Annotated in this window: 29 protein-coding genes, 1 tRNA gene and 1 pseudogene; 14 read left to right on the forward strand and 17 right to left on the reverse strand. The window is 52.1% G+C overall.

Features of this window, described 5'->3' with window-relative positions; genetic code table 11:
- Positions 1-5 precede the first annotated feature (5 nt).
- Positions 6-1,400, reverse strand: coding sequence for a glycoside-pentoside-hexuronide family transporter (locus LRS40_RS06425; RefSeq protein WP_231313351.1), 1,395 nt, complete (start codon positions 1,398-1,400; stop codon positions 6-8).
- Positions 1,401-1,683: 283 nt separating this feature from the next.
- Between LRS40_RS06425 and LRS40_RS06430 the strand changes: the two genes are divergently transcribed.
- Positions 1,684-1,778 (forward strand) — tRNA-Sec (locus LRS40_RS06430).
- Positions 1,779-1,818: 40 nt separating this feature from the next.
- On the opposite strand, the pseudogene LRS40_RS06435 reads toward LRS40_RS06430, so the two are convergent.
- Positions 1,819-3,069 (reverse strand): annotated as a pseudogene (locus tag LRS40_RS06435) (ATP-binding protein); the annotation flags it as partial.
- Between the two features lie 69 nt (positions 3,070-3,138).
- Between LRS40_RS06435 and LRS40_RS06440 the strand changes: the two are divergent.
- A protein-coding gene (locus LRS40_RS06440) for an IS1 family transposase (RefSeq protein ID WP_231312969.1) occupies positions 3,139-3,836 on the forward strand; the annotation gives its coding sequence in 2 pieces (ribosomal slippage) (positions 3,139-3,388 and positions 3,388-3,836; 699 coding nt in all).
- Between the two features lie 247 nt (positions 3,837-4,083).
- On the opposite strand, the gene LRS40_RS06445 is transcribed toward LRS40_RS06440, so the two are convergent.
- From LRS40_RS06445 to LRS40_RS06455, 3 genes are all read right to left on the reverse strand, one after another.
- Positions 4,084-4,314 carry a hypothetical protein gene (locus tag LRS40_RS06445; RefSeq protein WP_231313352.1) on the reverse strand — a complete coding sequence of 77 codons (231 nt, stop codon included), beginning with the start codon at positions 4,312-4,314 and terminating at the stop codon, positions 4,084-4,086.
- A 9-nt stretch (positions 4,315-4,323) separates the two neighbouring features.
- A complete protein-coding gene (locus tag LRS40_RS06450) occupies positions 4,324-5,235 on the reverse strand; it encodes an SIR2 family protein (RefSeq protein WP_231313353.1) in 912 nt (303 codons plus the stop codon).
- A gap of 152 nt (positions 5,236-5,387) precedes the next feature.
- Positions 5,388-5,549 carry a YlcI/YnfO family protein gene (locus tag LRS40_RS06455; RefSeq protein ID WP_231313354.1) on the reverse strand — a complete coding sequence of 54 codons (162 nt, stop codon included), beginning with the start codon at positions 5,547-5,549 and terminating at the stop codon, positions 5,388-5,390.
- A gap of 128 nt (positions 5,550-5,677) precedes the next feature.
- Here LRS40_RS06455 and LRS40_RS06460 point away from each other — a divergent pair, with 128 nt between their 5' ends.
- The 4 genes from LRS40_RS06460 (at position 5,678) to LRS40_RS06475 (ending at position 7,629) form a co-directional block, all read left to right on the forward strand.
- Positions 5,678-5,965, forward strand: a complete 288-nt coding sequence (locus LRS40_RS06460) for a SymE family type I addiction module toxin (protein ID WP_142487711.1) — start codon at positions 5,678-5,680, stop codon at positions 5,963-5,965.
- Positions 5,966-6,184: 219 nt separating this feature from the next.
- The gene (tssD, locus tag LRS40_RS06465; protein ID WP_231313355.1) at positions 6,185-6,670 is read left to right on the forward strand and encodes a type VI secretion system tube protein TssD; all 486 of its coding nucleotides are present in this window, start codon (positions 6,185-6,187) and stop codon (positions 6,668-6,670) included.
- Positions 6,671-6,679: 9 nt separating this feature from the next.
- Positions 6,680-7,045, forward strand: coding sequence for a tlde1 domain-containing protein (locus LRS40_RS06470; protein WP_231313356.1), 366 nt, complete (start codon positions 6,680-6,682; stop codon positions 7,043-7,045).
- On the forward strand, positions 7,042-7,629 hold the full coding sequence (locus tag LRS40_RS06475) for a hypothetical protein (RefSeq protein ID WP_231313357.1): 588 nt from the start codon (positions 7,042-7,044) through the stop codon (positions 7,627-7,629). The genes LRS40_RS06470 and LRS40_RS06475 overlap by 4 nt, the downstream gene beginning before the upstream one ends.
- A gap of 58 nt (positions 7,630-7,687) precedes the next feature.
- On the opposite strand, the gene LRS40_RS06480 is transcribed toward LRS40_RS06475, so the two are convergent.
- The 3 genes from LRS40_RS06480 to LRS40_RS06490 form a co-directional block, all read right to left on the reverse strand.
- The gene (locus LRS40_RS06480) at positions 7,688-8,125 is read right to left on the reverse strand and encodes an acetyltransferase (protein WP_142487708.1); all 438 of its coding nucleotides are present in this window, start codon (positions 8,123-8,125) and stop codon (positions 7,688-7,690) included.
- A 72-nt stretch (positions 8,126-8,197) separates the two neighbouring features.
- The gene (locus LRS40_RS06485; protein ID WP_231313358.1) at positions 8,198-9,196 is read right to left on the reverse strand and encodes a cyclopropane-fatty-acyl-phospholipid synthase family protein; all 999 of its coding nucleotides are present in this window, start codon (positions 9,194-9,196) and stop codon (positions 8,198-8,200) included.
- A 75-nt stretch (positions 9,197-9,271) separates the two neighbouring features.
- Positions 9,272-9,796, reverse strand: coding sequence for a lipocalin family protein (locus LRS40_RS06490; protein ID WP_231313359.1), 525 nt, complete (start codon positions 9,794-9,796; stop codon positions 9,272-9,274).
- Positions 9,797-9,913: 117 nt separating this feature from the next.
- On the opposite strand from LRS40_RS06490, the gene LRS40_RS06495 reads away from it, so the two are divergent.
- From LRS40_RS06495 to LRS40_RS06510, 4 genes are all read left to right on the forward strand, one after another.
- Entirely contained in the window at positions 9,914-10,639 is a 726-nt protein-coding gene (locus LRS40_RS06495) for a MerR family transcriptional regulator (RefSeq protein WP_142487705.1), read from the forward strand.
- A gap of 99 nt (positions 10,640-10,738) precedes the next feature.
- Positions 10,739-11,152: a hydroxyisourate hydrolase gene (uraH, locus tag LRS40_RS06500; protein WP_142487704.1), complete on the forward strand. Its 414-nt coding sequence runs from the start codon at positions 10,739-10,741 to the stop codon at positions 11,150-11,152.
- A 102-nt stretch (positions 11,153-11,254) separates the two neighbouring features.
- Positions 11,255-12,214 (forward strand): DUF523 and DUF1722 domain-containing protein, encoded by a 960-nt coding sequence (locus tag LRS40_RS06505; RefSeq protein WP_231313360.1) that lies wholly within the window; start codon positions 11,255-11,257, stop codon positions 12,212-12,214.
- 143 nt (positions 12,215-12,357) lie between these two features.
- Positions 12,358-13,446, forward strand: a complete 1,089-nt coding sequence (locus tag LRS40_RS06510; RefSeq protein ID WP_142487702.1) for an AAA family ATPase — start codon at positions 12,358-12,360, stop codon at positions 13,444-13,446.
- A gap of 28 nt (positions 13,447-13,474) precedes the next feature.
- Here LRS40_RS06510 and LRS40_RS06515 read toward each other — a convergent pair whose 3' ends face one another.
- The 3 genes from LRS40_RS06515 to nlpA form a co-directional block, all read right to left on the reverse strand.
- A complete protein-coding gene (locus tag LRS40_RS06515) occupies positions 13,475-14,428 on the reverse strand; it encodes a GlxA family transcriptional regulator (RefSeq protein WP_231313361.1) in 954 nt (317 codons plus the stop codon).
- A gap of 26 nt (positions 14,429-14,454) precedes the next feature.
- The gene (locus LRS40_RS06520) at positions 14,455-15,234 is read right to left on the reverse strand and encodes an MBL fold metallo-hydrolase (RefSeq protein WP_231313362.1); all 780 of its coding nucleotides are present in this window, start codon (positions 15,232-15,234) and stop codon (positions 14,455-14,457) included.
- Positions 15,235-15,372: 138 nt separating this feature from the next.
- Positions 15,373-16,176, reverse strand: coding sequence for a lipoprotein NlpA (gene nlpA, locus LRS40_RS06525; RefSeq protein ID WP_142487699.1), 804 nt, complete (start codon positions 16,174-16,176; stop codon positions 15,373-15,375).
- Positions 16,177-16,516: 340 nt separating this feature from the next.
- Between nlpA and LRS40_RS06530 the strand changes: the two genes are divergently transcribed.
- Positions 16,517-17,023, forward strand: coding sequence for a hypothetical protein (locus LRS40_RS06530; RefSeq protein ID WP_142487698.1), 507 nt, complete (start codon positions 16,517-16,519; stop codon positions 17,021-17,023).
- Between the two features lie 259 nt (positions 17,024-17,282).
- Here the strand turns inward: LRS40_RS06530 and LRS40_RS06535 are convergent, their stop codons facing one another.
- The 3 genes from LRS40_RS06535 to LRS40_RS06545 are packed head-to-tail and all read right to left on the reverse strand — an operon-like array spanning position 17,283 to position 19,562.
- Positions 17,283-17,681: a type II toxin-antitoxin system VapC family toxin gene (locus LRS40_RS06535; RefSeq protein WP_197090550.1), complete on the reverse strand. Its 399-nt coding sequence runs from the start codon at positions 17,679-17,681 to the stop codon at positions 17,283-17,285.
- Between the two features lie 3 nt (positions 17,682-17,684).
- Positions 17,685-18,017, reverse strand: coding sequence for an antitoxin (locus LRS40_RS06540; RefSeq protein WP_370649941.1), 333 nt, complete (start codon positions 18,015-18,017; stop codon positions 17,685-17,687).
- Positions 18,018-18,062: 45 nt separating this feature from the next.
- Positions 18,063-19,562 carry an MDR family MFS transporter gene (locus tag LRS40_RS06545; RefSeq protein WP_231313363.1) on the reverse strand — a complete coding sequence of 500 codons (1,500 nt, stop codon included), beginning with the start codon at positions 19,560-19,562 and terminating at the stop codon, positions 18,063-18,065.
- 78 nt (positions 19,563-19,640) lie between these two features.
- Between LRS40_RS06545 and LRS40_RS06550 the strand changes: the two genes are divergently transcribed.
- Complete coding sequence (locus tag LRS40_RS06550) at positions 19,641-20,300, forward strand: TetR/AcrR family transcriptional regulator (protein ID WP_156262610.1); 660 nt, start codon at positions 19,641-19,643, stop codon at positions 20,298-20,300.
- Here LRS40_RS06550 and LRS40_RS06555 read toward each other — a convergent pair.
- Positions 20,297-20,716: a GNAT family N-acetyltransferase gene (locus LRS40_RS06555; RefSeq protein ID WP_142487695.1), complete on the reverse strand. Its 420-nt coding sequence runs from the start codon at positions 20,714-20,716 to the stop codon at positions 20,297-20,299. The genes LRS40_RS06550 and LRS40_RS06555 overlap by 4 nt on opposite strands.
- A 28-nt stretch (positions 20,717-20,744) precedes the next feature.
- Positions 20,745-21,008, reverse strand: coding sequence for a hypothetical protein (locus tag LRS40_RS06560; RefSeq protein ID WP_231313364.1), 264 nt, complete (start codon positions 21,006-21,008; stop codon positions 20,745-20,747).
- Positions 21,009-21,037: 29 nt separating this feature from the next.
- Here LRS40_RS06560 and LRS40_RS06565 point away from each other — a divergent pair, with 29 nt between their 5' ends.
- A complete protein-coding gene (locus LRS40_RS06565; RefSeq protein ID WP_032615642.1) occupies positions 21,038-21,334 on the forward strand; it encodes a YicS family protein in 297 nt (98 codons plus the stop codon).
- 37 nt (positions 21,335-21,371) lie between these two features.
- On the opposite strand, the gene LRS40_RS06570 is transcribed toward LRS40_RS06565, so the two are convergent.
- Positions 21,372-22,319: a LacI family DNA-binding transcriptional regulator gene (locus LRS40_RS06570; protein WP_142487693.1), complete on the reverse strand. Its 948-nt coding sequence runs from the start codon at positions 22,317-22,319 to the stop codon at positions 21,372-21,374.
- Positions 22,320-22,613: 294 nt separating this feature from the next.
- On the opposite strand from LRS40_RS06570, the gene LRS40_RS06575 reads away from it, so the two are divergent.
- Positions 22,614-22,928 carry a PTS sugar transporter subunit IIB gene (locus tag LRS40_RS06575; RefSeq protein WP_032615638.1) on the forward strand — a complete coding sequence of 105 codons (315 nt, stop codon included), beginning with the start codon at positions 22,614-22,616 and terminating at the stop codon, positions 22,926-22,928.
- Positions 22,929-22,938: the final 10 nt, after the last annotated feature.

Consider the following 22,938-nt stretch of genomic DNA (forward strand, 5'->3'; position numbering starts at 1 on the left):
TCCTCTTAGTTCTGCAATTCTTTGCTGACCGGCAGATTGTTGAATTCCTGCTGATTACGACGCGCGCCCTGCGCCAGGTCGTTCATGATTTTCATCAGGAATGGCGTTTTCAGGCTGTAGTAGCGTTTGGCGATCACCGCGCTCAGCAGGTAGCACGCCGCCGGGACAAGGGTAAACAGGGCAATGATGATGCTGATGGTGGCGCTGTTCTGGCTTTTGGCTGCGGCATCATAGCCGCCGCCTGCCAGCATCCAGCCGATTAATGCTCCGCCCAGCGCCAGGCCAAGCTTGAGCACGAACAGCGTGCCCGCAAAGCTGATGCCGGTCAGGCGTTTGCCGTTGGTCCACTCGCCGTAATCGACGGTATCGGACATCATCACCCACTGGATCGGCGTCACCAGCTGGTGCAGGACGCCGATGACGAAGATAAAGCCAAACATGGTGATGCTGGCCTGCATCGGCACGAAGAACATCGCCACGCTGGCTACCGCCAGCAGGGCGTTGGTCCACCAGAAGACGCTGACTTTGCATTTCCAGTCGGTGAGCGGTTTCGCCAGCGCGGAGCCAATCAGGTTGCCGACGCAGTAGGTGGTGAGGAAGGCGACGAACAGCTCCGGCGAGCCCATGATCCAGGTGACGTAATACATCATCGCCCCGCCGCGCACGCAGACCGCCAGAATATTGAGGATGGTGAGCAGCCCGACGATGCGCCACTGGTCGTTCTGCCAGATGTCGCGCAGATCTTCGCGCATGGAGGTGGTGCTCGGCGGCACCTGGATGCGCTCTTTGGTGGTGAAGAAGCAGAACGCCAGCATCAGGAAGGCCACCACCGACAGCACCGCGATGCCGCCCTGGAAGCCGAACGCTTTATCCTCGCCGCCAATCATATTCACCAGCGGCATCATCAGCACCGTGGAGAGCATGCCGCCTGCCGTCGCCAGCACAAAGCGCCAGGACTGGAGGGAGATACGCTGCGTCGGGTCGTTGGTGATCACCCCGCCCAGCGCGCAGTAAGGGATGTTAACCACGGTATAGAGCAGGGTCAGCAGGGTGTAGGTAACGGCGGCGTAGATCATCTTGCCGTTCAGGCTGAGGTCCGGCGTGGTGTAGGCCAGCACGCAGACCAGGCCAAAGCGGATGGCACCGAACAGGATCCACGGGCGGAACTTACCCCAGCGGCTGCGTGTGCGGTCGGCCAGCAGCCCCATGCAGGGGTCGGAGATGGCATCCAGCGCGCGCGCCAGCAGGAACATGGTGCCGACGAACCCGGCGGGGATACCGAAGATATCAGTGTAGAAGAACATCATGTAGAGCATGACGTTGTCGAAGATGATGTGACTTGCGGCGTCACCCATGCCGTAACCAATTTTCTCTTTGACGGATAAGACTTCGCTTTTCATTGTTTTTCCTTCACGCGTAGGGGCGCTGAGACCGGTTACATTTCTTGTAAACCATCCCCTTCCAGGCAGGTATTGCGTTTTCTGGTTACGTTTTTACGTTTCTTGTTTTTTGTAATCGCGTTAAAAGTGCGGAGGCGGAAAATGTAAGCTGAGGATTTTCTTATGGTTTACGCTGGAGGGTTAGCGCAGGTCAAAAAAGGGGTGAAATAAGTGAGGGAAAAGATGGGGTAAATGATTGAAAGTAGCTATAATGCGCCCCGCCTCCATGTAGCAATCGAGGCGCGGAAGATCGTCATCTCCGGTGAGGTGGCTGGACTTCAAATCCAGTTGGGGCCGCCAGCGGTCCTGGGCAGGTTCGACTCCTGTGATCTTCCGCCAAATCAGATCGAAATGGCGGAAGATTTTTTATATATTCTCACTATGATAAATTCTGTCTTCTCCAATTTATAACGGCTTTTTTTATCCTTCCTTCTACTGTTTCTTTTTGCCACTCATCCCAGAAATCAACTGTTCCGCTATTAGGTTTATTAGTAGGCTCATCAATTCTAACTCTTGTAGGTAAGAGGCTTGCATCTCCGACAACTAATGCTTCCCCTGTATCCAGCATAGGTAATAACTCACTAAATCCACCTAAATTTTCTGGCAGTAATTTTCTAATCACCGCTTGATCATCAGCATTAGTTAATCTCATTGAGACAAAATTACTGCACTGACTTAAAATTGTTTTATTTACCTCAGAAGGACGTTGACTAATCACTACCAAACTCAAACCATATTTTCGACCTTCTTTCGCTATTCTTTCAAATACACCAATCGATATTTGATCTGCCGCATCCAGATTTGTTTTTTGTGGTATATATAAATGCGCCTCATCACATAATAATGCTATAGGGTGTCTTTCTGCTGATGGTGTCCACTGTTGGAGGGAAAATGCTAATCTAGCTACTAGAGAAACCATCAAAGGTAAAATGTCAGATGGGAATTCTGAGAAATTTATTATTTTTACTCCACCAAACTTATTTTCAAGTTTGCTACCAAATAAATAATTTGTTAACTCGCTTAGCCATTCAAAACGAAGGCTATCGTTGCCTGCATTAAAAAGAAATCCAAGACGCCTATCTGTGATTTTATTTTCAAGTCTAGCGATTAATCTTGACAACTTACCATTGAACTCTCCCATTTTTTGCCCGCGACTTCCTTCAACCATTTCAGAGTTGATTTCATCGAGTTTTTTTAAAAGAGCTTGTATATCAAATGGAACGGGACTATCAATTGTGAAACTTTCAAGTACATCTTTCTCACCGGCATTAATCAGATAATCCCTTTTTGCTTTATTAATCTCTCTAGAAATAATCATAGCTTGATTAGGTGCATTTTGATCTGACCTATCAACCATGATTGAAACAAGACCTTCATAAGATAAAAGCCAGTATGGTAAATAAATTATCCCGTCGCTTATCATACCACCGCTTTCGACCTCTGATGGCCCAGCAACCTTAAAATGAGTTATATTTTCATGTTGCAATGGTGAATATTCACCATGAAGATCGAACACAATAGAATTCGAAAACTTAAGACTTGCCATTTGTTCGACAATTTTAGCAGTTGGCCATGATTTACCTGAACCAGTACTCCCGCCAATAAAAGCATGTTTTTGGAAAAACTTATTACCATTAAGATATGGGTAATGGTGCCAACTTACTGATTTAGTGTACGATGGTGTTTTTGAGGTGCTCCCGTGGCTTCCATCTCCATCAGTTGTCCCTCCTGCTCAGCTACTGAAGGCGTGGTGCGTAACGGTAAAAGTACTGCCGGACATCAGCGCTATCTCTGCTCTCACTGCCGTAAAACATGGCAGCTACAGTTCACTTACACCGCCTCTCAGCCCGGTACACACCAGAAAATCATTGATATGGCCATGAATGGTGTTGGATGCCGGGCAACCGCCCGCATTATGGGCATTGGCCTCAACACGATTTTACGTCACTTAAAAAACTCAGGCCGCAGTCGGTAACCTCGCGCATACAGCCGGGCAGTGATGTGATTGTCTGCGCTGAAATGGACGAACAGTGGGGCTACGTCGGTGCTAAATCACGTCAGCGCTGGCTGTTTTACGCGTATGACAGGATACGGAGGACGGTTGTGGCGCACGTCTTCGGTGAACGCACTCTGGCCACACTGGAGCGTCTTCTGAGCCTGCTGTCGGCCTTTGAGGTCGTGGTATGGATGACGGATGGCTGGCCGCTGTATGAATCCCGCCTGAAGGGAAAGCTGCACGTAATCAGCAAGCGTTACACTCAGCGAATTGAGCGGCATAACCTGAATCTGAGACAACATCTGGCAAGGCTGGGACGGAAGTCACTGTCGTTCTCAAAATCGGTGGAGCTGCATGACAAGGTCATCGGGCATTATCTGAACATAAAACACTATCAGTAAGTTGGAGTCATTACCTAAGATATGCTATCGCGTTATCGTCTAAAGTATACTTACCAAGAGTTAAAGCATTACCTTCTGCAGATGCATTTGACAATACACGCATAAATAATGTTAAATATTCTCCTTCAAGAGTAAAGCAATTGGCATCAATTTCTGGCACTCTTTCAAGAGTACGTCTAAAGACATTATTCAAAACACCACTTTTATCTAGCAAAGTTCCAATAAGTGTTACTTTGCATAAATTTATTTATTCAACTTGCTCATCATCCAAGTCATTATTTAGTATTTTCTTTCTTGTAACTTGAGTGATTAATCCAATTAAATGCTGACCGGGTTTGGAGCTTTGTAGAACCACTAATCTATTTACTTGCAATCGTTTCAAATTATCTGGCAAATCTATATTTATAATAACAGTTGATGTATCAACAGAAATAACCTTCCCTAAAGCTTGCTCATCTGTGTAGTTAAAAATTGCCATATTTACTCCTTATAGAATAAGTTTTAAATAACCCTCTAAACTCCAATAATTCTCATTCACTATAATTGGATCTTTATTTTGTGAGCTATAGATGATTGATTGCCCATCATTTTCTCCACGCTCTATTGCAAGATAGTTGGACACGCTTCCATTAAGTAGAAAGTTTCGTGCTGAATTACTTAATTCCCAAGTAATTAGAGTAATACAAGCATTTTCTCTCACGCATTTCTCTACTAGTTTTTCCTGGATATGTTCATCATTGAAGCCAAATCCAACACATAAATATGACTTAGCATTATTAATGGCTTTATCGGCCATTTGTATTATTGTCCTAAAAGGCTCATGATAGGTCGTTGAATATTTTTCTATTCCTGGAGTAACAATTTTAGGAGTATGCTTTGGGGGGATTTTATTTAATTGCGTGTACCCAATGACATCTCCGTAAGGGCTACAAAACCAATCTAAGCTTCCATGAACTTTCATAATATTAACAATAGGTTGGCAACTTAAATAAGTATTGTTTTTCTGTTGCCTATAAAATCCATGGGAAAAGCCAGTATAATGATGATGCCCAGAATGTTCTACTGCATATTCTGCCAGCCTATCATAATTCGTTGTTATTAGATTTATTTCTTTAAGTGCACTTCTAAACAAAGACGAAATTAATTCAGATAATGCAAAGAAATTAGCGGCATGAATAGATTTTGAGAAAACATCTAAATCCTGAGGATTTAATAGCTCCCACGTCATATTGACTATTTTCGATGTAAGAAATGCTGGCAGTCGAACTTCTAATAATGCTGATTCAAGATCTTTGCCGCTATTCAATAAATGGACGAATTGTTCCCATTTATCAATACATTCATTATCACAATCACCTAGATCAATTTTTTCAATAAGATGTTTAGCTAACGCCCCCATACCAGCTAATCAAAATGCAGCAGATGCTCCGCTTCCAAGAATAATTGTTGGAACCTGAGAATAATAATGCTGAGCTTGCTTAAAATAATCCACATCACTCATAATATTTATTTCCTTATTAATAACTTTATTATAAGGGCGGCTTATGAAACCTACTTAATCGATAACCTTAATCTGCAAGCCTCTTTCACCCACTTACTAAAATTACCTTTCCCCGCAGCTTTCTCAATCTGCTCCAAAAGCTCATCCTCAAACCGGATGTTCTTCATCGTGCTTTTGGTGCGGTCAAAATTTGGCTTCTTTTTTTCTTGCATGGTAGGTACCATTTCGGTTAGTTTATCACCACGTGGTACCTACCACATGGATTCAGATTTCAAGCAACGCCCGGTAGTGTTCGAGCACTAAAGGGCGTCTAACCTCACCAACTATCAAGGAGTTGATTATGGCTGATTCACATTCTACCCCAGACATCACCGCAACCGGAACTGAGCGTACATTAATTGTGGGATATCGCCCGCAAGGTCTCGATCGCAGTACGCCAAATCTGATCCTTTCCGGCAAATGGCTGCGTACTGCGGGGTTTGATACCGGGGATAAAGTCACGATAAAAGTCATGGATGGCTGCATCGTGGTGATGGCGCACAATCCGCATGAGAAGGCGCTGCTCGCTGAGTTAAAGCTGGCGCAGCAGAAGCTAAAAGGGATTGAAGGGGCGCTTGCCGTGGCGTAACGTTCGCTCAAGGCGGATTTTGTAGGCCGGGTAAGGCGAAGCCGTCACCCGGCGATGCATAGCAATAATGCATTTAATCCAATAGATAATCCCTGTAAATAATATTCCATAATTAATAGTAACATTCCGCACTATTTAAAAACTCCTTTTCAGGCACGAATCACATTATAAGCCTTTAACTAAATGTATTTTATTTTAAATCTACATAAGGAGGTGGAAATGGCTATACCTGTTTATTTGTGGCTTGAAGATGATTCTGGTCGTTCGATTAAAGGCTCAGTTGACATAAAAAACCGCGAGGGTTCAATTGAAGTCATTGAATTAATGCATTCAGTGGAGCAACCAATCGATAAATTTTCCGGAAAAATAACATCCAAGCGCATATATAGCTCTTATGCATTCATGAAAGAGATTGATTCATCATCCCCTTGGTTATATAAGGCTCTCAGCACGGGCCAAACGTTAAAAAAAGCAGAATTCATATTTTATCGAATAAATTATAACGGACTGGAGGAAGCATACTTCAAAACAACCTTAAAGAACGCGAAGGTCGTTCAAATCGAGCCCGTCATGTTTGATATCAAACACCCTCAAAATGCACGCAATACGCATCAGGAGTATATCGACCTGACATATGAAAAAATTACGTGGCATTACCTTGACGGAAACATCATCCATTCAGACACATGGAAAGAAAGAGACTAAGGAGGATATATGTCGTGGGAATATGACGTAAAAGAACACAAATTTTATCTCGATGGCGTCTACCAGTTCGATGCTGATTACGCTGGGGCTAGTGGATATAAGAACGATCCCGCTCAGGAGTGCGTCAAAAACAGCGGGCCCCTGCCGCGGGGAAAATATACTATCGGTGCGCCCTATAATTCTGCCCACACTGGGAAATATACCCTCAGCCTTACACCTTATTCGACAAATGATATGTGCGGGAGAGATGCGTTCAAAATTCATGGGAAAAGCAGCCAGCATCCGGAAGACTCATCTGAAGGATGTATTATTGCTCCATTAAGTGCCAGAAGGAGCATATGGAAAAGTGACGATACGGAGCTGATAGTCAGATGAAACGCTTATCGACTTTATTCCTGGTGCTGCTTTCGGCCAGTCAATACGTTTACGCAGAGCAAATGACCGGCTTTGCAAAGCAATATTATCAGGAGGATATCTCTATACCGGAAATCGCAGCAGCGTTTCCGCTTTCTCCTGTTGTCACTATCGGCAACAAAGCCATTCAGATGGAGACGACTTCCCTGACGGATATTGCTGATATACCTATTCAGACAGACAGCTCTGCTCGCTGGCTCTGCCTGCATTCAAAAGACGGTATAAATTATTGGTTTATTTCCGATAATGAAATGGGGAGGGGGTTACTCACTGCTATTGCGATAGCTAAAGACGGCAATTATAAAGAGTGTGTAGCATCGCCAGCATCCATTCGCGTTTCCATAGGGAAGAGATCCCTGCTTGATGCCTCTCGCCAGGATATCGCTCAGTCATTCGGTAATAATGAGGAAATAAAAAAGGAGGCTGTTCTTTTTTATCAGGAAACCCCCGTTCAGGGCGGATTCATTCAAAGCAATACCGTCTCTTATTACTTCAATGGCGAGAAAGTGCGTGGCGTGATCGTTGGGCAGATTACGAGTAACTAATCGGCTTCTGGAACCCCCTCTCTTCCAAAGAGGAGAGAGGGGGTCGAATGTGCGGCAGTTAACCGCCATACCGCATATGCAGCAACGGGAACGGATTGCCCTGCCCGTCCAGCTCTGACCGCCCGGTCTGCACAAACCCCATATGCTGATAAAACCCCACGCCCTGCGGGTTTTGTTCGTTGACGTCCACCTCGTTAGCGCCGAAATGGTCAATGGCGTACTTCAGCAACAGCGAGCCAACGCCTTTCCCCCGGCTCGCATCATCGACGAACAGCATTTCAATGCGGTTTTCATCCACGCCCAAAAAGCCGTGAATGGCGCCGGTTTCATCCCGGGCAATAACAACGTTTAAATTTGGCAGATAAGCGTTGAGTAATAACGGGCGTAACGCCGTGATATCGCTCTCCTGCAGAAAATGGTGAGTGGCACGAACGGAGGACTCCCAGATCGCGACGAGACGTTCAAAGTGTGAAGGAACTGCGGTTTCGATTTTCATAATGCGATCATGATAGGGCAATAGATCTTAATCAAGTGTTAACGATTACCCTTTCCCGACGGGAGAGGGAACCTAAACCCGCACCTCCATCATCGCATATACCCCGTCTTTCGGCACGATCACCGTGACGTTTTCCACTGCGATACCCGCCGCGAGATGAATATCCTGCAGCTGCTGCAACGTACGCGGGAAGATGGGCGTCCAGCCGATACAGCGCAGGGCGAAATCAATCTGCGGGCTGCTGGTGAGCATATTGGAGATAATCAGCGCTCCGCCGGGTTTAATCAGGCGCAGGACATGTTGCAGGAAGGTCACTGCCTCGGTGTCGTTGAAGTATTCGAAGATCCCCAGCGCGTCCACCAGCTCGACCTTACCTTCGCCCAGTTCCTGTATCAGTTTGTCGCTGTGGATCAGGCCGTCTTTCAGATCGCGCTGCAATATCGTCACCTGCTCCCCGACTCTCAGCCCTTCGGCGGCGGCCATTTTCTCTGCCCAGCGCAGGGAGACGGGATCGTAATCCACCAGGGTTAAATGCACTTTTTGACCGTCCAGATGGGTGCTGCGCAGCGCCTCCAGCACCGGGACGGCCGCCCCGCTGGCGAGGCTGACCCAGACGTTGTCGATGTCATTATGCAGATACTGTTCCGCCAGCACGGAGAGCACCTTCGCCCGGGAACGGATGCCGATAGCATCGTTGGCGTGGATAAACCACTGGCGGCTGCGGCTGTCCATCCGGGTGCCGTCGGGGAGATGCTCATCCAGCGGGTTCTGGATGGCGTACAGGGCCAGCGCGGTGGGCACCAGCCGGGTACGCCAGGCGACGACCGCCGGGCGTGTCGCGAAAGCCTTTTCAGACCACTGATGCTGACATTTAATCGTCTTCTCGCCGCTGGCATCCTTTTCAATCAACGGCGGCATTAGCTGCGGGTCCGCCTTTAAGGCTCGATCGACGGCGTTCAGCTCACGCGTCACTTCGTCTTTCATCGGCCAGTTGTCGCTGACATCGGGAAACGACGCGCTGTAGATCGTCATGGTGGTCGGCGCGGTGCCGCGAAAGGGTTGCCAGTGCATATGTCATCTCCCGTGTGCCCATGACGCAAGTCTATTCCCCTGCCCGCACATTGCTCCAGGAAGAAAGCACGATCTTTAGTGTCTCACCCATACCAGCTCATCCACCCGGAAGCCCAGGCTGCGCGCGGTATTGAGATAATCCTGCTTAACCGCATCCGGAATGGTTGGCGTACGCGACAGGATCCACAGATAGTCGCGATCCGGGCCGCTGACCAGCGCGTACTGGTAGTCATCGTCCAGCTTGATCACGTTATAACCGCCGTAGAACGGGCCGAAGAACGAGACCTTCAGCGCAGCGGTAGTTGGCTCGCCGGTGTAATAGGCTTTGCCTTCGCTCTCACTCCACTTGCGCTTCAACGGATCATAGCCCCGGTTAAGCACGCTGATCCCGCCGTCGCTGCGCTTGCCGTAGGTGGCGGTCACCTGCTCCATGCCGCGCTCAAAGCGGTTTTCCAGACGGGCGATTTCGTACCACTTGCCCAGATAGCGGCTGGCGTCAAAATTGGTGATCGGCTGCACGCCTTTCGGCGGCGTAGGGGATTTACAGGCAACCAGAGTCAGCGCAATGGCGACACCGGTCACAACGGGCCATAGTTTCATGAGAACTCCTGTCATTTGCACGTTTTGAATTAAAGTGTAGTGCACCGATCTGGCGCTTCATCCCGCCGGAAAATATTCGTAGTATATTGAGATTATTCCCCCCTTTCGGACGCAGGCATGGCTTACTCCATCGGCGAATTCGCCAGACTCAGCGGGATCACCGCTACTACGCTGCGGGCATGGCAGCGTCGCTACGGTTTACTCAAGCCCCAGCGCACCGAGGGCGGCCATCGCCAGTACAGCGACGAAGATATCCAGCAGGCGCTGAAAATCCTCGACTGGGTGAAAAAAGGTGTGCCCATCGGCCAGGTGAAGCCGCTTCTGGAACGCCCTGCCCCGAGCCGGACCAACAACTGGCAAACGCTGCAACAGACCATGCTGCAGCGTTTGCAGGCGGGCAAAATCGAATCCCTGCGCCAGATGATTTACGATGCCGGTCGCGAGTATCCGCGCCCGGAGCTGGTCGTAAACGTGCTACGCCCGCTGCGCAGCCAGGTCTCGGCCAACGTTCCTGCCGTCATGACCCTGCGCGAAATTCTTGATGGCATCATCATCGCCTACGCCTCGTTTTGCCTTGAGAGCGATAAAAAAGCGCCGGGCGACAACCTCCTGCTCAGCGGCTGGCACCTGAACGATCCGTGCGAAATCTGGCTCGAAGCCCTGGCGCGCACCGGCCAGGGCCACCGTATTAACATCCTGCCCATTCCCCCTGCCGCGCTGGCACCGGAGATCTTCCCGGACCGCCAGTGGCTGTTGGTCACCAGCGGTAAACTCACCGCCGCGCGCAAAAAGCAGGTGGAACAGTGGCAGCAGCAGGTTGCCCTTGAGGTAATTATCCTCTGATTATTTTCTCCTGCGGGAATCTTCACGAAAAGTTGAATATTTTCCCGCGCGGCAAATGCTAACGTTTTCCTGTGACTTATCACTCCACAGGAAAACATGATGAAAAAAACTGCCCCTCTGCTGATCCTCGCCGCTATGGCCTTTGCCCCTGTCGCCTTTGGTGCCGCCCCTGCCGGCACCCTGAGCGTGCATATTCTTGACCAGCAAACCGGCACGCCGCCGCCGGGCGTCACCGTTACGCTGGAAAAGCAGCAGCAGGATAAATGGACCCCGCTTGCCAGCGGCAAAACTGACCAGGACGGACGCATTAAATCGCTCTATCCGGCGGATCAGGATATGCAGCCTGGCGTTTATAAAGTGACCTTCAAAACGGCAGAATACTTCCACGGCAACAAGCTGGAGTCGTTCTTCCCGGAGATCCCGGTGCTGTTTACCGTCACCCGCACCAACGAAAAACTTCACATTCCACTGCTGCTCAGCCAGTACGGTTATTCGACCTATAAGGGCAGCTAAAACTGGTTGATATGTATAGATAATAAAAAATATATCCGCCAATACTTGGACAAAATAATCATTTTGTGTAACTTTTAAAGAGTCACTCTGGAGGTGCACATCATGACAACGAAACCAGTGCTGGGTATTAGCGGATGCTTGACCGGTTCCGCCGTTCGCTTCGACGGCGGCCATAAGCGTATGGGCTTTGTCATGGATGAACTGGCAGAGTGGGTGAACTTCCGGCCCGTTTGTCCGGAAATGGCGATCGGCCTGCCGACACCTCGCCCGGCGCTGCGCCTGACGCAGATCGCCAGCGGTGAGACGCAGATGCGGTTCAGCAAAGCGCCTCACGAAGAAGTCACCCAAAAAATGACCGACTTTGCAGCAGGTTATGTGCCGAAACTGGGCGATCTCTGCGGATTTATCGTCTGTGCTAAATCGCCAAGCTGCGGCATGGAACGCGTGCGGCTGTATGATGAAAAGGGTAATGCGGGTCGCAAGGAGGGTGTCGGGCTGTTCACCGCCGCCCTGCTTGAAGCCTGGCCGTGGCTACCGGTGGAGGAAGATGGACGCCTGCATGACCCGGTGCTGCGGGAGAACTTTGTCGAGCGGGTTTTCGCGCTTCATGAGCTGAATACGCTGCGGGCGAATGGCCTGACGCGCCGCGGGTTGCTGGATTTCCATAGCCGTTACAAACTCCAGCTGCTGGCGCACCATCAGGCGGGCTACCGCGAGATTGGTCCGTTCGTCGCCTCGCTGCACGAGTGGGACGATCTGGAGGCCTTCTTCGAGGCCTATCGCGAAAAGCTAATGACGATCCTCAGAAAACCCGCGTCGCGGAAAAACCACACTAATGTGCTGATGCATATTCAGGGCTATTTCCGTAACCAGCTGAACAGCCGCCAGCGCGGCGAATTACGCGACGTGATCCTGCATTATCGCGACGGATTACTGCCGATTCTCGCCCCGCTCACGCTACTGAAACACTATCTGGCCGAATATCCCGACCGGTATCTGATGACGCAGAACTACTTTGATCCCTATCCCAACGATCTAGGTTTGCGTCTGGCCGTTACCTGAATGTCAAATGCGAGGCCCCATTGACCCTGAGAGGCCCGAAGCACTACCCCGTTTAGACGACACCTCACTGTCGTCTTTTTTTTGCACTTTGCGTAGAACACTGTAACTTTGTACAGGATTAGTCCGCCAAAGTGGGTCCGCCGATGATCAATACCCTGCATATTCAAAACTACCGCTCGATTCGCGACCTGTCGCTGGATCTGCAGCAGCTCAATATCGTCTTCGGTCCGAACGGCACCGGGAAATCCAATATTTACAAGGCGATCCACCTGATGCACAGCGCGGCGCAGGGGCAGTTTTCCCAGGCGCTGGCCAATGAAGGCGGGATTTTAAAGGTCTTCTGGGCGGGCAAAACCCGCAGCGATCGGTTGCGGCGCATGAACCTGGCGGTGGAAACCGAGACTTACGAATATGAACTGCAGGTGGGCTTTGTCGAAAAGCTGCCTTATCCCTCACAGTTTCAGCTCGATCCGGTGATCAAAGAGGAGTCCATCTGGCTGAGCGGCCAGCACCGACGCCCGTCGTCACAGCTAATGAAGCGCAAGAATCAGGCCGTGTTTCTTAATAACGTGCATCACGAAAAAGTGACCCACAGCGGCACGCTGTACGAGAACGAATCGGTGTTCGGGCAGCTGGGGGAGCCGCACCTCTACCCGGAAGTGTCGCAGATGCGCGAGTCTTTGCGTAACTGGCGCTTTTATCATGAGTTTTCCGTCTCCTCCGGCTCGGCGATCCGCGCCCCGCAGGTGGGGTTCCGCTCCCCGGTGCTGGCCAGCGACGGCGCAAACCTGGCCGCGGCCTTTCAGACCATTGTCGAGATTGGCGACGAGCTGCTGCTGATGCGCATCCTCGACCAGGCCTTCCCCGGCTGCGTGTTTTACAGCGACAACACCGGCGGGCGTTTTCGCATGATGATGCAGCGTGAAGGCTTAAGCAGACCGCTGGAGCCCGCGGAGTTTTCCGACGGCACGCTGCGTTTTCTCTGTCTGGCGGTGGCGCTGTTAAGCCCGCGCCCGCCCGCCTTTATCGCCCTCAATGAACCGGAAAACAGCCTGCATCCGCAGATGCTGCCCGCGCTGGCGAGTCTGATTGCCGAGGCCAGCCGTTACTCGCAGATCTGGCTCACCAGTCACTCCCCGGAGCTGGCGACGTTGATTGAAAAGCACCGATCGTTTTCGCTCTATCAGCTGTCGATGGTGGAAGGGGAAACGCGGATGGAGAAGCTGGGGTAAATGCCGGGTGGCGCTGCGCTTACCCGGCCTACGATCGCATACGGAACGTTTTGCGCCACTCCGCCGGGCTGACGCCAAAGCGGGCCTTAAACTGCTGGCGCAAGGTCACGGCTGAGAGGTACCCCACCTGCTCCGCCACCGCCTCGATCGGCAGATTGCTGCTCTCCAGCAACAGCTGGCTACGCCGCAGGCGTTCGGCGGTGATCCACGAGGCAACACTCATCCCGGTGGCTTTCATAAAATGGCGGGTCAGCGTGCGGCGACTCATCGCCACGCTCTCTGCCAGCGTATCCAGGTTCAGCGGCTGGCTGATATTACGCTGGAGATAATCGATCAGGTTGTTGATCCGCGCATCGCGGGTCGTTTCCGGCACCGGCTGGGCAATAAACTGCGCCTGCCCGCCCTCGCGGTGCGGCGGGACGATCATCCGGCGGGCAATCTGGTTGGCGACCTCGCTGCCAAAGCGCTGCCGGATGATGTACAGGCAACAGTCCAGCGCGGCGGCGGTCCCGGCAGAGGTGATGATGTTGTCGTCATCGACGTAAAGCGCATTGATATCCAGCTCTACCGCCGGGAACAGCGACTGGAACTGGCGTTCAAATTCCCAGTGAGTCGCCGCCCGTTTGCCATCCAGAATGCCTGCATATCCGAGGACAAATGACCCCAGACACAGCCCGACGATTTCCGCTCCGTTGTCTCTCGCCTGCACCAGGCTGTCGAGCAACGTCTGCGGCGGGCATTCAAGCACGTGTGCCCAGTAAGGCACCACGACGATATCGGCCTGCCTGATGGCGGAATAATCCTGCGTGGCATTGAGGGCGAAACCCTCCCGGGAGGTCAGTAACCCCGGGTTTTCGGCGCAGATCGTCACGTTAAAGCGCTTTTTACCCGATACGGTATCGCCAAAAAGAATGCAGGGCACAGAGTAGTGAAAGGGGCTGAACCCGTCGACGGCGACAATCGCCACTGTTGTTAACTTCACACTGTTCTCCTCTGCCCCGATACTGTTCAGACTATAACGCTTTCCCCGTCCTGAGGAATAATGACCGCCTCACCTATCTGGTTGGCGTCGACGTATTCCCGCAGTGCGCTGCGCGTCAGCAGGCAGTGGTTGATGGCCTCCATATGGACGGCGATAAGTTTTGCCTGCGGCAGCAGAAAGTGCACATTCAGCACATCTTCCGCACCCATAATGATGGGCCCGAAGCCGATCACGTGCGCGTACCCGGCGTTGAGGACCACCACATCCGGCTGCAGCTTTTGCAGTTCGTCGGCGACCTGCGGGCGCAAAATGGTGTCGCCTGCAATCAGCAGCGTTTTTTCGTCGGGATGGCGAAACACCACGCCGCACGCCTCACCAAGCAGCTCCGCCAGCTCCGGCACTGCGTAAGCGCGGTCGGTGCCGTGCTGACCGCCGTGGGTTTTGCTCAATTGAATCTCGCCAAACGGCGTGTTGTCCGTCAAAACGGTCAGATTGTGGAAGCCCTGGCTGCGCAGCAGCCGGGCGTCATCGTCGTGCTGCACAAAGATCGGCATCTCCTTGGCGATCCGCTCGATGGCATGCTGATCCCAGTGATCGGCGTGGGTATGGGTGACGATTACCGCATCGACATCCAGCAGGCTTTCCACCGCGCAGGGCAGCTCTACCGTCGGGTTGCGGATCTCCGCCCGGGCGGTGCCGGGGAAACCAGGGTAAGCGTCTTTGGGTGCCAGCAGCGGGTCAATCAGAAAGCGTTTTCCGGCATAGGTGATGAGCTGCGTCGCGTTGCGAATGTGGGTAATGTTCATGGTCTGTTCTCCGGTTTGTATGCGGAAAGCATAGCCGGAGGGCTGGTGACAGGATGTGGGCAAAAGGGCAATCAGCGATGGGATCGGGCCAATTTGTTTCTGGCCGCGACGAAAAGTCTCGTCGCGGCACGATTAACGTTATTCCCAGCCCGGCACTGCTCCGCCGTTAAAGATCGTCTCTGCTGCCTTCGCTACTTCTGGCGACTGATACGACTGAATAAACTCCTTCACGTTTTCCGCATCTTTGTTGTCTTCCCGCGTCACGACGATATTCACGTACGGCGAGTTTTTATCTTCGATAAAGACGCTGTCATGCACCGGCGAGAGTCCGGTTTGCTGGAGATAGGTGGTGCTGATAATCGCCACATCCACTTTCGGATCGTCCAGCACGCGCGGCAGCTGCGCCCCTTCCAGCTCCATGATGTTCAGCTTTTTCGGGTTGGCGGTGATATCCAGCGCCGTCGGCAGCAAACCGACGTCCGGTTTCAGGGCGATCAGCTTTTCGTTTTGCAGCAGCAACAGCGCGCGGCCCAGGTTTGTAGGGTCGTTCGGGATGGCGATGGTCGCGCCGTCCTTCAGCTCCGCCACCGATTTGATCTTGCGGGAATAGCCCGCCATCGGGAACACAAAGGTGTTGCCGACGGCCACCAGCTTGTAGCCGTGGGCTTTATTGTCTTCCGCCAGGAACGGGCGGTGCTGGAAGACGTTGGCGTCCAGCTCTCCGTGGTTGGTGGCGTCATTCGGCAGCAGCGAGCCACTAAAGCCCACCAGCTCGACATCCAGGCCGAACTTCTCTTTCGCCACTTTTTTGGCGACTTCCGCCACGTCCTGCTCGGCGCCGTTAATTACGCCCACCTTAATGTGTTTGGCATCGCTGCCGCTTTGGTCACAGCCCGCCAGCAGCAGGCCAGCGAGAAGAAGCGCACCTAATCGAAGTTTCACCCGTCATATCCTTTTGATAACTGTTTTATCGACTATATCGGCAACGCAGCGGCAGGCTAAAAAACGAAATGGCATCAGTAAGAAGGATAAGTTATAAGCGGCCTGACATACTCTAAAAAAACAAAAAGTAACAATGAGCGCCTGTAGGCAGGCTAATAAGGAACGGGAGAAAAAATAAATAGCAATGATATTACAAGTTGCGCATATTTAGGGATGATATTAAAGATAGTATTCCTGTAATAAAAACATTAGCGCATAGAAATCCAGTTGATTTAACTCAATAATTTAAAATCTTATAGTACTAATCTTTTGCCATCAAAATCCTGTTAGGTAATCCTGTATGAAACAATTAAACTGGCTTAAGGACACTGGAATGAAAGACCATAAACCCCTGGAGTTTATATCGGTCAGTGAAGTAATCAAAAACAGAGCAGGTAAAGCCGGACGGCTTCCTGTAACAAACAATTTAAGCATTACTCAAATTTGTCGCACCAGTAACAACCAAATAGTTCGCTATATGACGATCAGGATCCCTGAAGATATTATGTCAAGAGCACGGTTCAAAAAAGGTGACCGTATTGATATTGGCTTCACTGATGATGGATCCATCTGGCGATTAAAAGTCGTTCCAAACGGTGAACAGGGCTATAGCATTACAACACCATCAAATAACCCCAAAAGAGGCCAGCTTAGATTGACGTGGTGTGAAGGCATCCCAGTGATTGGTAATGACAGAGCAATAACCAAAGCACGTGCTATCGCAGATGAAAAATCAATGAGAGTATCTCCTGCAGAAATTATATTTACTATCGGTGAAGTCAGAATCGAAGCCAGAGGTGAATCGTAACTTAAGAAGTTAGTACTATATAAAAACCTGAGCGACATGCGCGTCATTTTCTGACAACACTCAAAGTCATTACTTTTGTAATACTCAAGAGTGTTGTTTCCTCAGATATCTTAATGGCTTTTAAAAATCTTAAGCGACTCTCTCTGCACTCTCATTCACCCCGCTTCCGCAGCGGTGCCTCGCGCAAAAACCATCACAGCACAAAGGCCAGCACAGGTATCGTAGGCCCGGTAAGCGGAGCGCCACCGGGCGTTGGGGCTCAGGCTGCGGTGGTCCAGTCCTCGATAGTCAGTTCCTGCACCATCGCAAAGGCACGATCGTTAGTCACAATGGTTGTGCCCCGACTGAGAGCGTGCGCTGCGATCAACTGATCGAGATCGCCCATCACTTTCCCTCTCTTTTCCATTGAGGCGCGTAGTTTGCCGTAGATTGCCGCGGCGTCACTGTCCCAGTCGCAAACGGTGATAGTTTTAAGAAATTCCGAGATGGTTTCATGCAGTCTATGGCTTTGCTTTTTGGCGACGCCATAAAGCAATTCAGCCTCCGTTATGCTTGAAATGCACATCTCTTCAGGTGCTATTTGAGAATAGCGATCTACCACGCTGGGATGTTGCTTCACGAGGTGGCTGACTATGTTAGTGTCCAGCATATGCAGCATTTTCTATAACCCTTCAAGAGGATCTCTTGTCGTATAACTCTGATTGCGCTCCTCCTTACTCAGGAATGAATCAGGTACCTGCGTCTGCTTCAGTAAACGCAAAAAATTCTCCCTGTGCCGTTCTTTCTCTGACATAGCCCTCAAAACAACATTCCCCTCCTCATCCCGCCGGATCCAGACGCTCTCCGAATCAAACGCGAACTCCGCAGGCAGTAACACCGCCTGGTTTCGCCCTTTTTTGAACAGTTTTGCTTTACGTTCCATCGCAACCTCTGCTGTTTTATTGACCAGGCCAAAGCATGCGCCAGCAGCGTTAAGGAAGACAAGCCTGGTCATCAAGTTTCGGAAAGCGACTCGCAACAATGAGCGGAACCGCTAACCTTACGCCTCCCGCTTGCGCAGCGGCGCCTCGCGCAAAAACCACGACAGCACAAAGGCGAGCACCATAATTCCTGCCGCCATCAGGAATACCGCATGAATGGCGGAGCCAAAGGCGTCCAGGTAGTCCAGGCGAAGAGCGTCAGGCAGATGGTGAATCGCAACAGGATTCATCTCCCGCGGCAGTTCGGTGCCCTCGGGTATCCGCGCCAGCAGGCCCGACTGCAATACGTGAGTGAAGACCGCGCCAAACAGCGCCACGCCAATCGCCCCGCCAATGGAGCGAAACAGCGTCACGCCGGAGGTCGCCACCCCATACCGATCCGCCGACACGCTGTTCTGCACCGCCAGCACCAGCACCTGCATCACCAGACCCAGCCCCGCCCCCAGCACGCCGGTAAACAGGTACAGCTGCCAGACCGGCGAATCAATGGTGATCCGCGTGAGCAGGGCCATGCCGACCACGCCCAGCAGGGTGCCGAGGATCGGGAACAGGCGGTATTTTCCGGTGCGGCTGATAATGCGGCCGCTGATGATGGAGGTCAGCAGCAGCCCGCCCATCAGCGGGATCAGCTGTAGCCCGGCCTGGGTCGGGGTGGCCTCTTTGACAATCTGCAGATAGAGCGGCAGGAAAGTCACCGAGCCAAACAGCGACATACCGATAATAAAGCCAATCAGGCTGCATAACAGGAAGCTGCGATCGCGGAAGAGCGACAGTGGAATAATCGGCTCCCACGCCAGCCGCTCCTCATAGATAAATCCGGCGATGCCCGTCAGGCCAAAGGCCAGAATGCACCACAGCTGCGGGTCGCTCCACTCCCGTACCGTGCCCCCTTCGCTGGTAAAGAGGATGATGCACAGCAGCGCCATGCTGAGGTAAATTGCCCCCAGATAGTCGATCTCATGTTTATTGCGCTTCGCGCTGCCGTGGAAGACCGCGCCGATCACCAGCAGGGCAAACACCCCCAGCGGCAGGTTGATATAGAAAATCCAGCGCCAGGAGGCATGCTGCACCAGAAAGCCGCCGACCAGCGGGCCGATCACCGTCGCCAGACCAAAGACCCCGCCGAACAGACCCTGATAACGGCCGCGATCCGCCGGCGGGATCACATCCGCCACCGCCGCCATGCTGATCACCATCAGCCCACCGCCGCCCAGCCCCTGCAGGGCGCGCATCAGTACCAGCTGGGTCATGTTCTGCGCCAGCCCGCACAGGGCAGAGCCCACCAGAAAAAGAACAATGGCGATTTGCAGCACGATTTTGCGGCCAAAGAGATCGCCAAATTTGCCGTACAGCGGCACCACTATGGTGGAGCTCAGGATATAGGCCGTCACCACCCAGGATAGCTTATCCAGCCCGCCCAGCTCGCCCACGATGGTGGGCAGCGCTGTGGAGACGATGGTCTGATCGAGAGCCGAAAGCAGCATCACCAGCAGGAGCGCGCTAAACAGCAGCCGGATAGAGGGCGCGTTTTTGGTTTGCGTTGTCGATTCGGACGCCATAAAACACCGCTTGAAATTAATTAATTGGGTAATTAATATTTAATGAAGTTATGAATCGGGTCAAGGGATCCTCCGCGCATGTCAGCACATAAAGATAATTCTGAGCCCACGCCACAGGCCCGCCGCCCGGGGCGTCCGCGCGGGAACAAACCCACCGCCACCAGCCGGGAACAGCTGCTGGATATCGCGCTGGATCTCTTTGCGCGTCAGGGGATTGCCCGCACCTCCCTCAACGCAATCGCCAAAGAGGCGGGCGTGACGCCGGCGATGCTGCACTACTATTTCAACTCCCGGGAGCAGCTGCTTGATGCCATGATCGAGGAGCGTTTTCTGCCGCTTCGCAGCGCCATCGCGACGCTTTTCAGCACCCACCCGGACGACCCGGTGACCGCCCTGACGCTGATGGTGAAAAAGCTGGCCGACCTGGCCGTCGAGCACCGCTGGTTCGCGCCGCTGTGGATGCAGGAGGTGATTGGGGAAATGCCGGTGCTGCGGTCGCACCTGCAGGCCCGGTTTGGCGATGAGAAATATCAGGCGACGCTGGATACCATTGCCCGCTGGCAGCAGGAGGGAAAACTGAACCGCGATCTGGCCCCGGAACTGCTGTTCACCACTCTGTTAAGCCTGGTGCTGGTGCCTTTCTCGCGGATGCGCAATGACGAGAGGTTAACCACTCTCTCGCCTGACAGTATTGTGCGCCATGTGCTGGCGGTGATAGGTCATGGTATTGGCGCTTAAAGCGCCTTCGAGAGGTAATGCCGCTGGATTCCCGGGTAGGGAAAATCGTCCAGCGTCATGGTCAGCTCATAGCCCTGCTTCTCATAAAACGGACGCGCCTGGAAACTGAAGGTATCCACCAGCGCATGCTGGCACCCCTGGCGTTTAGCTTCCTCTTCGGCGGCCTGCATCAGCTGGCCACCGAGCCCGCTGCCGCGTATTTCCTCGCTGACCCACAGATATTTGATGTTCAGCCACACGCCCTGACGGTTGCCGATCAGCCCGCCGCGCATTTTGCCGCCTTCATCGCGGGCATACACGGCAATATCACTCGCCACGCGGGAAAAACTAATAAACTGGCTGTTGTAGACCCGCAACCCCTGCAGTAACTCTTCCTGTTCGTGTTCAGTAATGGTGTCGGTAATACTCAGTTGCATATCATTCTCCCGTTACGTTGCACGTCGACTATCCCACATTCTGCCCACGATAAAAACAGCAAACTCTGGCGTAACGCGCGTTAAAAAATGTAAGTGCAATCAACGCTAAATTGCCTTTGCGAGCAGCATCACCCTTTGTTCTCTGGCAACCGCCTGCCGTCACAAATTTTTCTTTCGGGTTTGCCTGTCCGCCAAATTGTGCGGCTACGCTTATTCGTACCCCTGCGCAACTATTGGCAAAATTAATACTTTCGGCTTGGGTCGCAAAGGCGGATGTAACGATATATTTCATAAACGTGTGTGGTTTTTCCGGAGGTTTCCATGAAGTCAGCGCACCTGTTTTGCCTGGTAGTCTGCCTGCTTTTTGCCGCCTTCGTTCATGCTCAGGAACTGAACGACCCGGTCAAATTAGAACAAATGAAACAGTCGGTTTTGAAGGATGTGAAGAAAGCCTGTGCCCCGCAACGCAAGCAAAGTGATAAAGAGTGGCAGGCGATGATTATGGCCTCTGAGGCCAATCAGATGCTGGTCAAAAATGCGGTCGTGGCGATGGAGCGAAACAACCAGGAAGGTTACTGGGATGCCGTGAGTCAGGTGGACTGCATGGAGGATTACTGATTACGCATTAAGGGGCCCTACAGCCCCCTTAATTTTTTTAGCGTCGCACATCCGGAATAATTAAATCCCCGCGCAGCACATACGAACCCAGCATCTGGGTCTTCTCATTCAGCCAGCTGACAATCCGTGCCGCCATGGCATCCATCGAGTACTCAATCGCCGGAATGGTCGGAATGCCCGGCAGGTGCAGGGAGCCCGCAAGACTGAATACCATGATGTCGCCCGGTACCGATCGGTTGAACGCCTGCAGCTGCGGGATCACCCGCTGCGCTTCCTGCTCATCGGCCACCAGTAGGGCGTTGAAATTCACCGTAGTGGCGTTGTTAAGCAGCTCCTGCAGGGCCACGGAGGATGACGTGGCTTCCATAAAGACCAGGTTGCGATTAAACGGCAGGAAGTTCTTTTCCAGCCCATGCTTGTAGCCCAGCAGCACCTGATCGGCAAAACCGCTGCCGTGCGGGTGGATCAGGGCAATCTGGCGTCGCCCCTGGCTGGCAAGGAAGTTACACGCGGTTTCCGCGGCAAAGGCATGGTCATACTGGATACTGTTGACGTTGTTGGTTTCCATGCAATCCACCAGGATGACGTTCTCCTGATCGATATGCAGCGGAAAACGGGCGCCGATAATCAGAATGTCATCGCATAACCCGCAGGACAGCTCATCCAGCGCGCTCATGACTTCGGCTTTGGTGTTGGCGAAGCGAAGCAGCAGGTGCTTCTGGTGCTGGCTAAGGTGTTTTTCCAGCGCGTACAGATAACCGGTGGTCTGGTTAATGTTGTCCTGGGCGCAAATGACGCCGATACAGCCGGTAGACTGGCTGAGCAGCGACTGGGCAATCACATTTGGCCGATAGTTCAGCTCTTCCACTGCTTTCAGTACGGCCTGGCGGCTGGCTTCCTTCACGCCGCGCGACCCGCTCAACACCCGTGATACCGTGGCTTTGGACACCCCGGCCAGACGTGATACATCGTTGATTGTAGACATCTTTATCCCCTGACAGGTCTCTCCAGGCCCCTGTAATTCCTGATTCCACTTCGGCTCATATTATAGCCACTCAGGAGTATATCTGTTTCCGTTTTCCATGGAAACCGATTTTCCGTTTCCACTCCATATGATGCAAAAGCAGCCAAAATTCGTGACCTGAATCTGATAATCAGGGCCCATAAGCAAGGGATCTTGATGGCTGTCACACTTCTGTCTTATATCAATGGAAACCGGTTTCCATATGTTATCCAATCATCTCCGCAATAACTATTTACATTTTGAGGATGGTTGTCGATGTTCAAGATAATGCTGTGCTGTTCTGCCGGGATGTCCACCAGCCTGCTGGTTCGGAAAATGGTCGAAGCCGCGAACGAACGCGGTTTACCGGTCAAAATCGATGCGTATGGTGTTTCAGAATTTGATACACAGTTTCCGCAATATCAGGTCGTGCTTCTCGGACCGCAAGTCAAATACATGTTAAAAACGCTCTCAGACAAGGCTGCCACCCAGGGCATACCCGTACAGTCCATCGATACAATGGATTACGGTATGCAACGTGGCGATAAAGTGCTGGACTATGCTCTGTCGCTCATCGAAGCGGCACACTAAGAAGGTGTTC

This window comes from Leclercia sp. G3L (assembly GCF_021117075.1).
Taxonomy (GTDB): Bacteria; Pseudomonadota; Gammaproteobacteria; order Enterobacterales; family Enterobacteriaceae; genus Enterobacter; species Enterobacter adecarboxylatus_C.

What these genes read in the sequence shown, in the direction of transcription:
- LRS40_RS06545 (WP_231313363.1), bottom strand. Translation starts at nt 19,562, where the DNA reads ATGGCGTCCGAATCGACAACGCAAACCAAAAACGCGCCCTCTATCCGG.
- LRS40_RS06490 (WP_231313359.1), bottom strand. Translation starts at nt 9,796, where the DNA reads ATGAAACTATGGCCCGTTGTGACCGGTGTCGCCATTGCGCTGACTCTG.
- LRS40_RS06510 (WP_142487702.1), top strand. Translation starts at nt 12,358, where the DNA reads ATGATCAATACCCTGCATATTCAAAACTACCGCTCGATTCGCGACCTG.
- LRS40_RS06450 (WP_231313353.1), bottom strand. Translation starts at nt 5,235, where the DNA reads ATGGGGGCGTTAGCTAAACATCTTATTGAAAAAATTGATCTAGGTGAT.
- LRS40_RS06455 (WP_231313354.1), bottom strand. Translation starts at nt 5,549, where the DNA reads ATGCAAGAAAAAAAGAAGCCAAATTTTGACCGCACCAAAAGCACGATG.
- LRS40_RS06540 (WP_370649941.1), bottom strand. Translation starts at nt 18,017, where the DNA reads ATGACCAGGCTTGTCTTCCTTAACGCTGCTGGCGCATGCTTTGGCCTG.
- LRS40_RS06560 (WP_231313364.1), bottom strand. Translation starts at nt 21,008, where the DNA reads ATGAAATATATCGTTACATCCGCCTTTGCGACCCAAGCCGAAAGTATT.
- LRS40_RS06520 (WP_231313362.1), bottom strand. Translation starts at nt 15,234, where the DNA reads ATGAACATTACCCACATTCGCAACGCGACGCAGCTCATCACCTATGCC.
- LRS40_RS06570 (WP_142487693.1), bottom strand. Translation starts at nt 22,319, where the DNA reads ATGTCTACAATCAACGATGTATCACGTCTGGCCGGGGTGTCCAAAGCC.
- LRS40_RS06480 (WP_142487708.1), bottom strand. Translation starts at nt 8,125, where the DNA reads ATGAAAATCGAAACCGCAGTTCCTTCACACTTTGAACGTCTCGTCGCG.
- LRS40_RS06550 (WP_156262610.1), top strand. Translation starts at nt 19,641, where the DNA reads ATGTCAGCACATAAAGATAATTCTGAGCCCACGCCACAGGCCCGCCGC.
- LRS40_RS06530 (WP_142487698.1), top strand. Translation starts at nt 16,517, where the DNA reads ATGAAACAATTAAACTGGCTTAAGGACACTGGAATGAAAGACCATAAA.
- LRS40_RS06485 (WP_231313358.1), bottom strand. Translation starts at nt 9,196, where the DNA reads ATGCACTGGCAACCCTTTCGCGGCACCGCGCCGACCACCATGACGATC.
- LRS40_RS06460 (WP_142487711.1), top strand. Translation starts at nt 5,678, where the DNA reads ATGGCTGATTCACATTCTACCCCAGACATCACCGCAACCGGAACTGAG.
- LRS40_RS06575 (WP_032615638.1), top strand. Translation starts at nt 22,614, where the DNA reads ATGTTCAAGATAATGCTGTGCTGTTCTGCCGGGATGTCCACCAGCCTG.
- uraH (WP_142487704.1), top strand. Translation starts at nt 10,739, where the DNA reads ATGAAAAAAACTGCCCCTCTGCTGATCCTCGCCGCTATGGCCTTTGCC.
- LRS40_RS06475 (WP_231313357.1), top strand. Translation starts at nt 7,042, where the DNA reads ATGAAACGCTTATCGACTTTATTCCTGGTGCTGCTTTCGGCCAGTCAA.
- LRS40_RS06505 (WP_231313360.1), top strand. Translation starts at nt 11,255, where the DNA reads ATGACAACGAAACCAGTGCTGGGTATTAGCGGATGCTTGACCGGTTCC.
- LRS40_RS06535 (WP_197090550.1), bottom strand. Translation starts at nt 17,681, where the DNA reads ATGCTGCATATGCTGGACACTAACATAGTCAGCCACCTCGTGAAGCAA.
- LRS40_RS06425 (WP_231313351.1), bottom strand. Translation starts at nt 1,400, where the DNA reads ATGAAAAGCGAAGTCTTATCCGTCAAAGAGAAAATTGGTTACGGCATG.
- LRS40_RS06495 (WP_142487705.1), top strand. Translation starts at nt 9,914, where the DNA reads ATGGCTTACTCCATCGGCGAATTCGCCAGACTCAGCGGGATCACCGCT.
- LRS40_RS06470 (WP_231313356.1), top strand. Translation starts at nt 6,680, where the DNA reads ATGTCGTGGGAATATGACGTAAAAGAACACAAATTTTATCTCGATGGC.
- LRS40_RS06565 (WP_032615642.1), top strand. Translation starts at nt 21,038, where the DNA reads ATGAAGTCAGCGCACCTGTTTTGCCTGGTAGTCTGCCTGCTTTTTGCC.
- tssD (WP_231313355.1), top strand. Translation starts at nt 6,185, where the DNA reads ATGGCTATACCTGTTTATTTGTGGCTTGAAGATGATTCTGGTCGTTCG.
- LRS40_RS06445 (WP_231313352.1), bottom strand. Translation starts at nt 4,314, where the DNA reads ATGGCAATTTTTAACTACACAGATGAGCAAGCTTTAGGGAAGGTTATT.
- LRS40_RS06555 (WP_142487695.1), bottom strand. Translation starts at nt 20,716, where the DNA reads ATGCAACTGAGTATTACCGACACCATTACTGAACACGAACAGGAAGAG.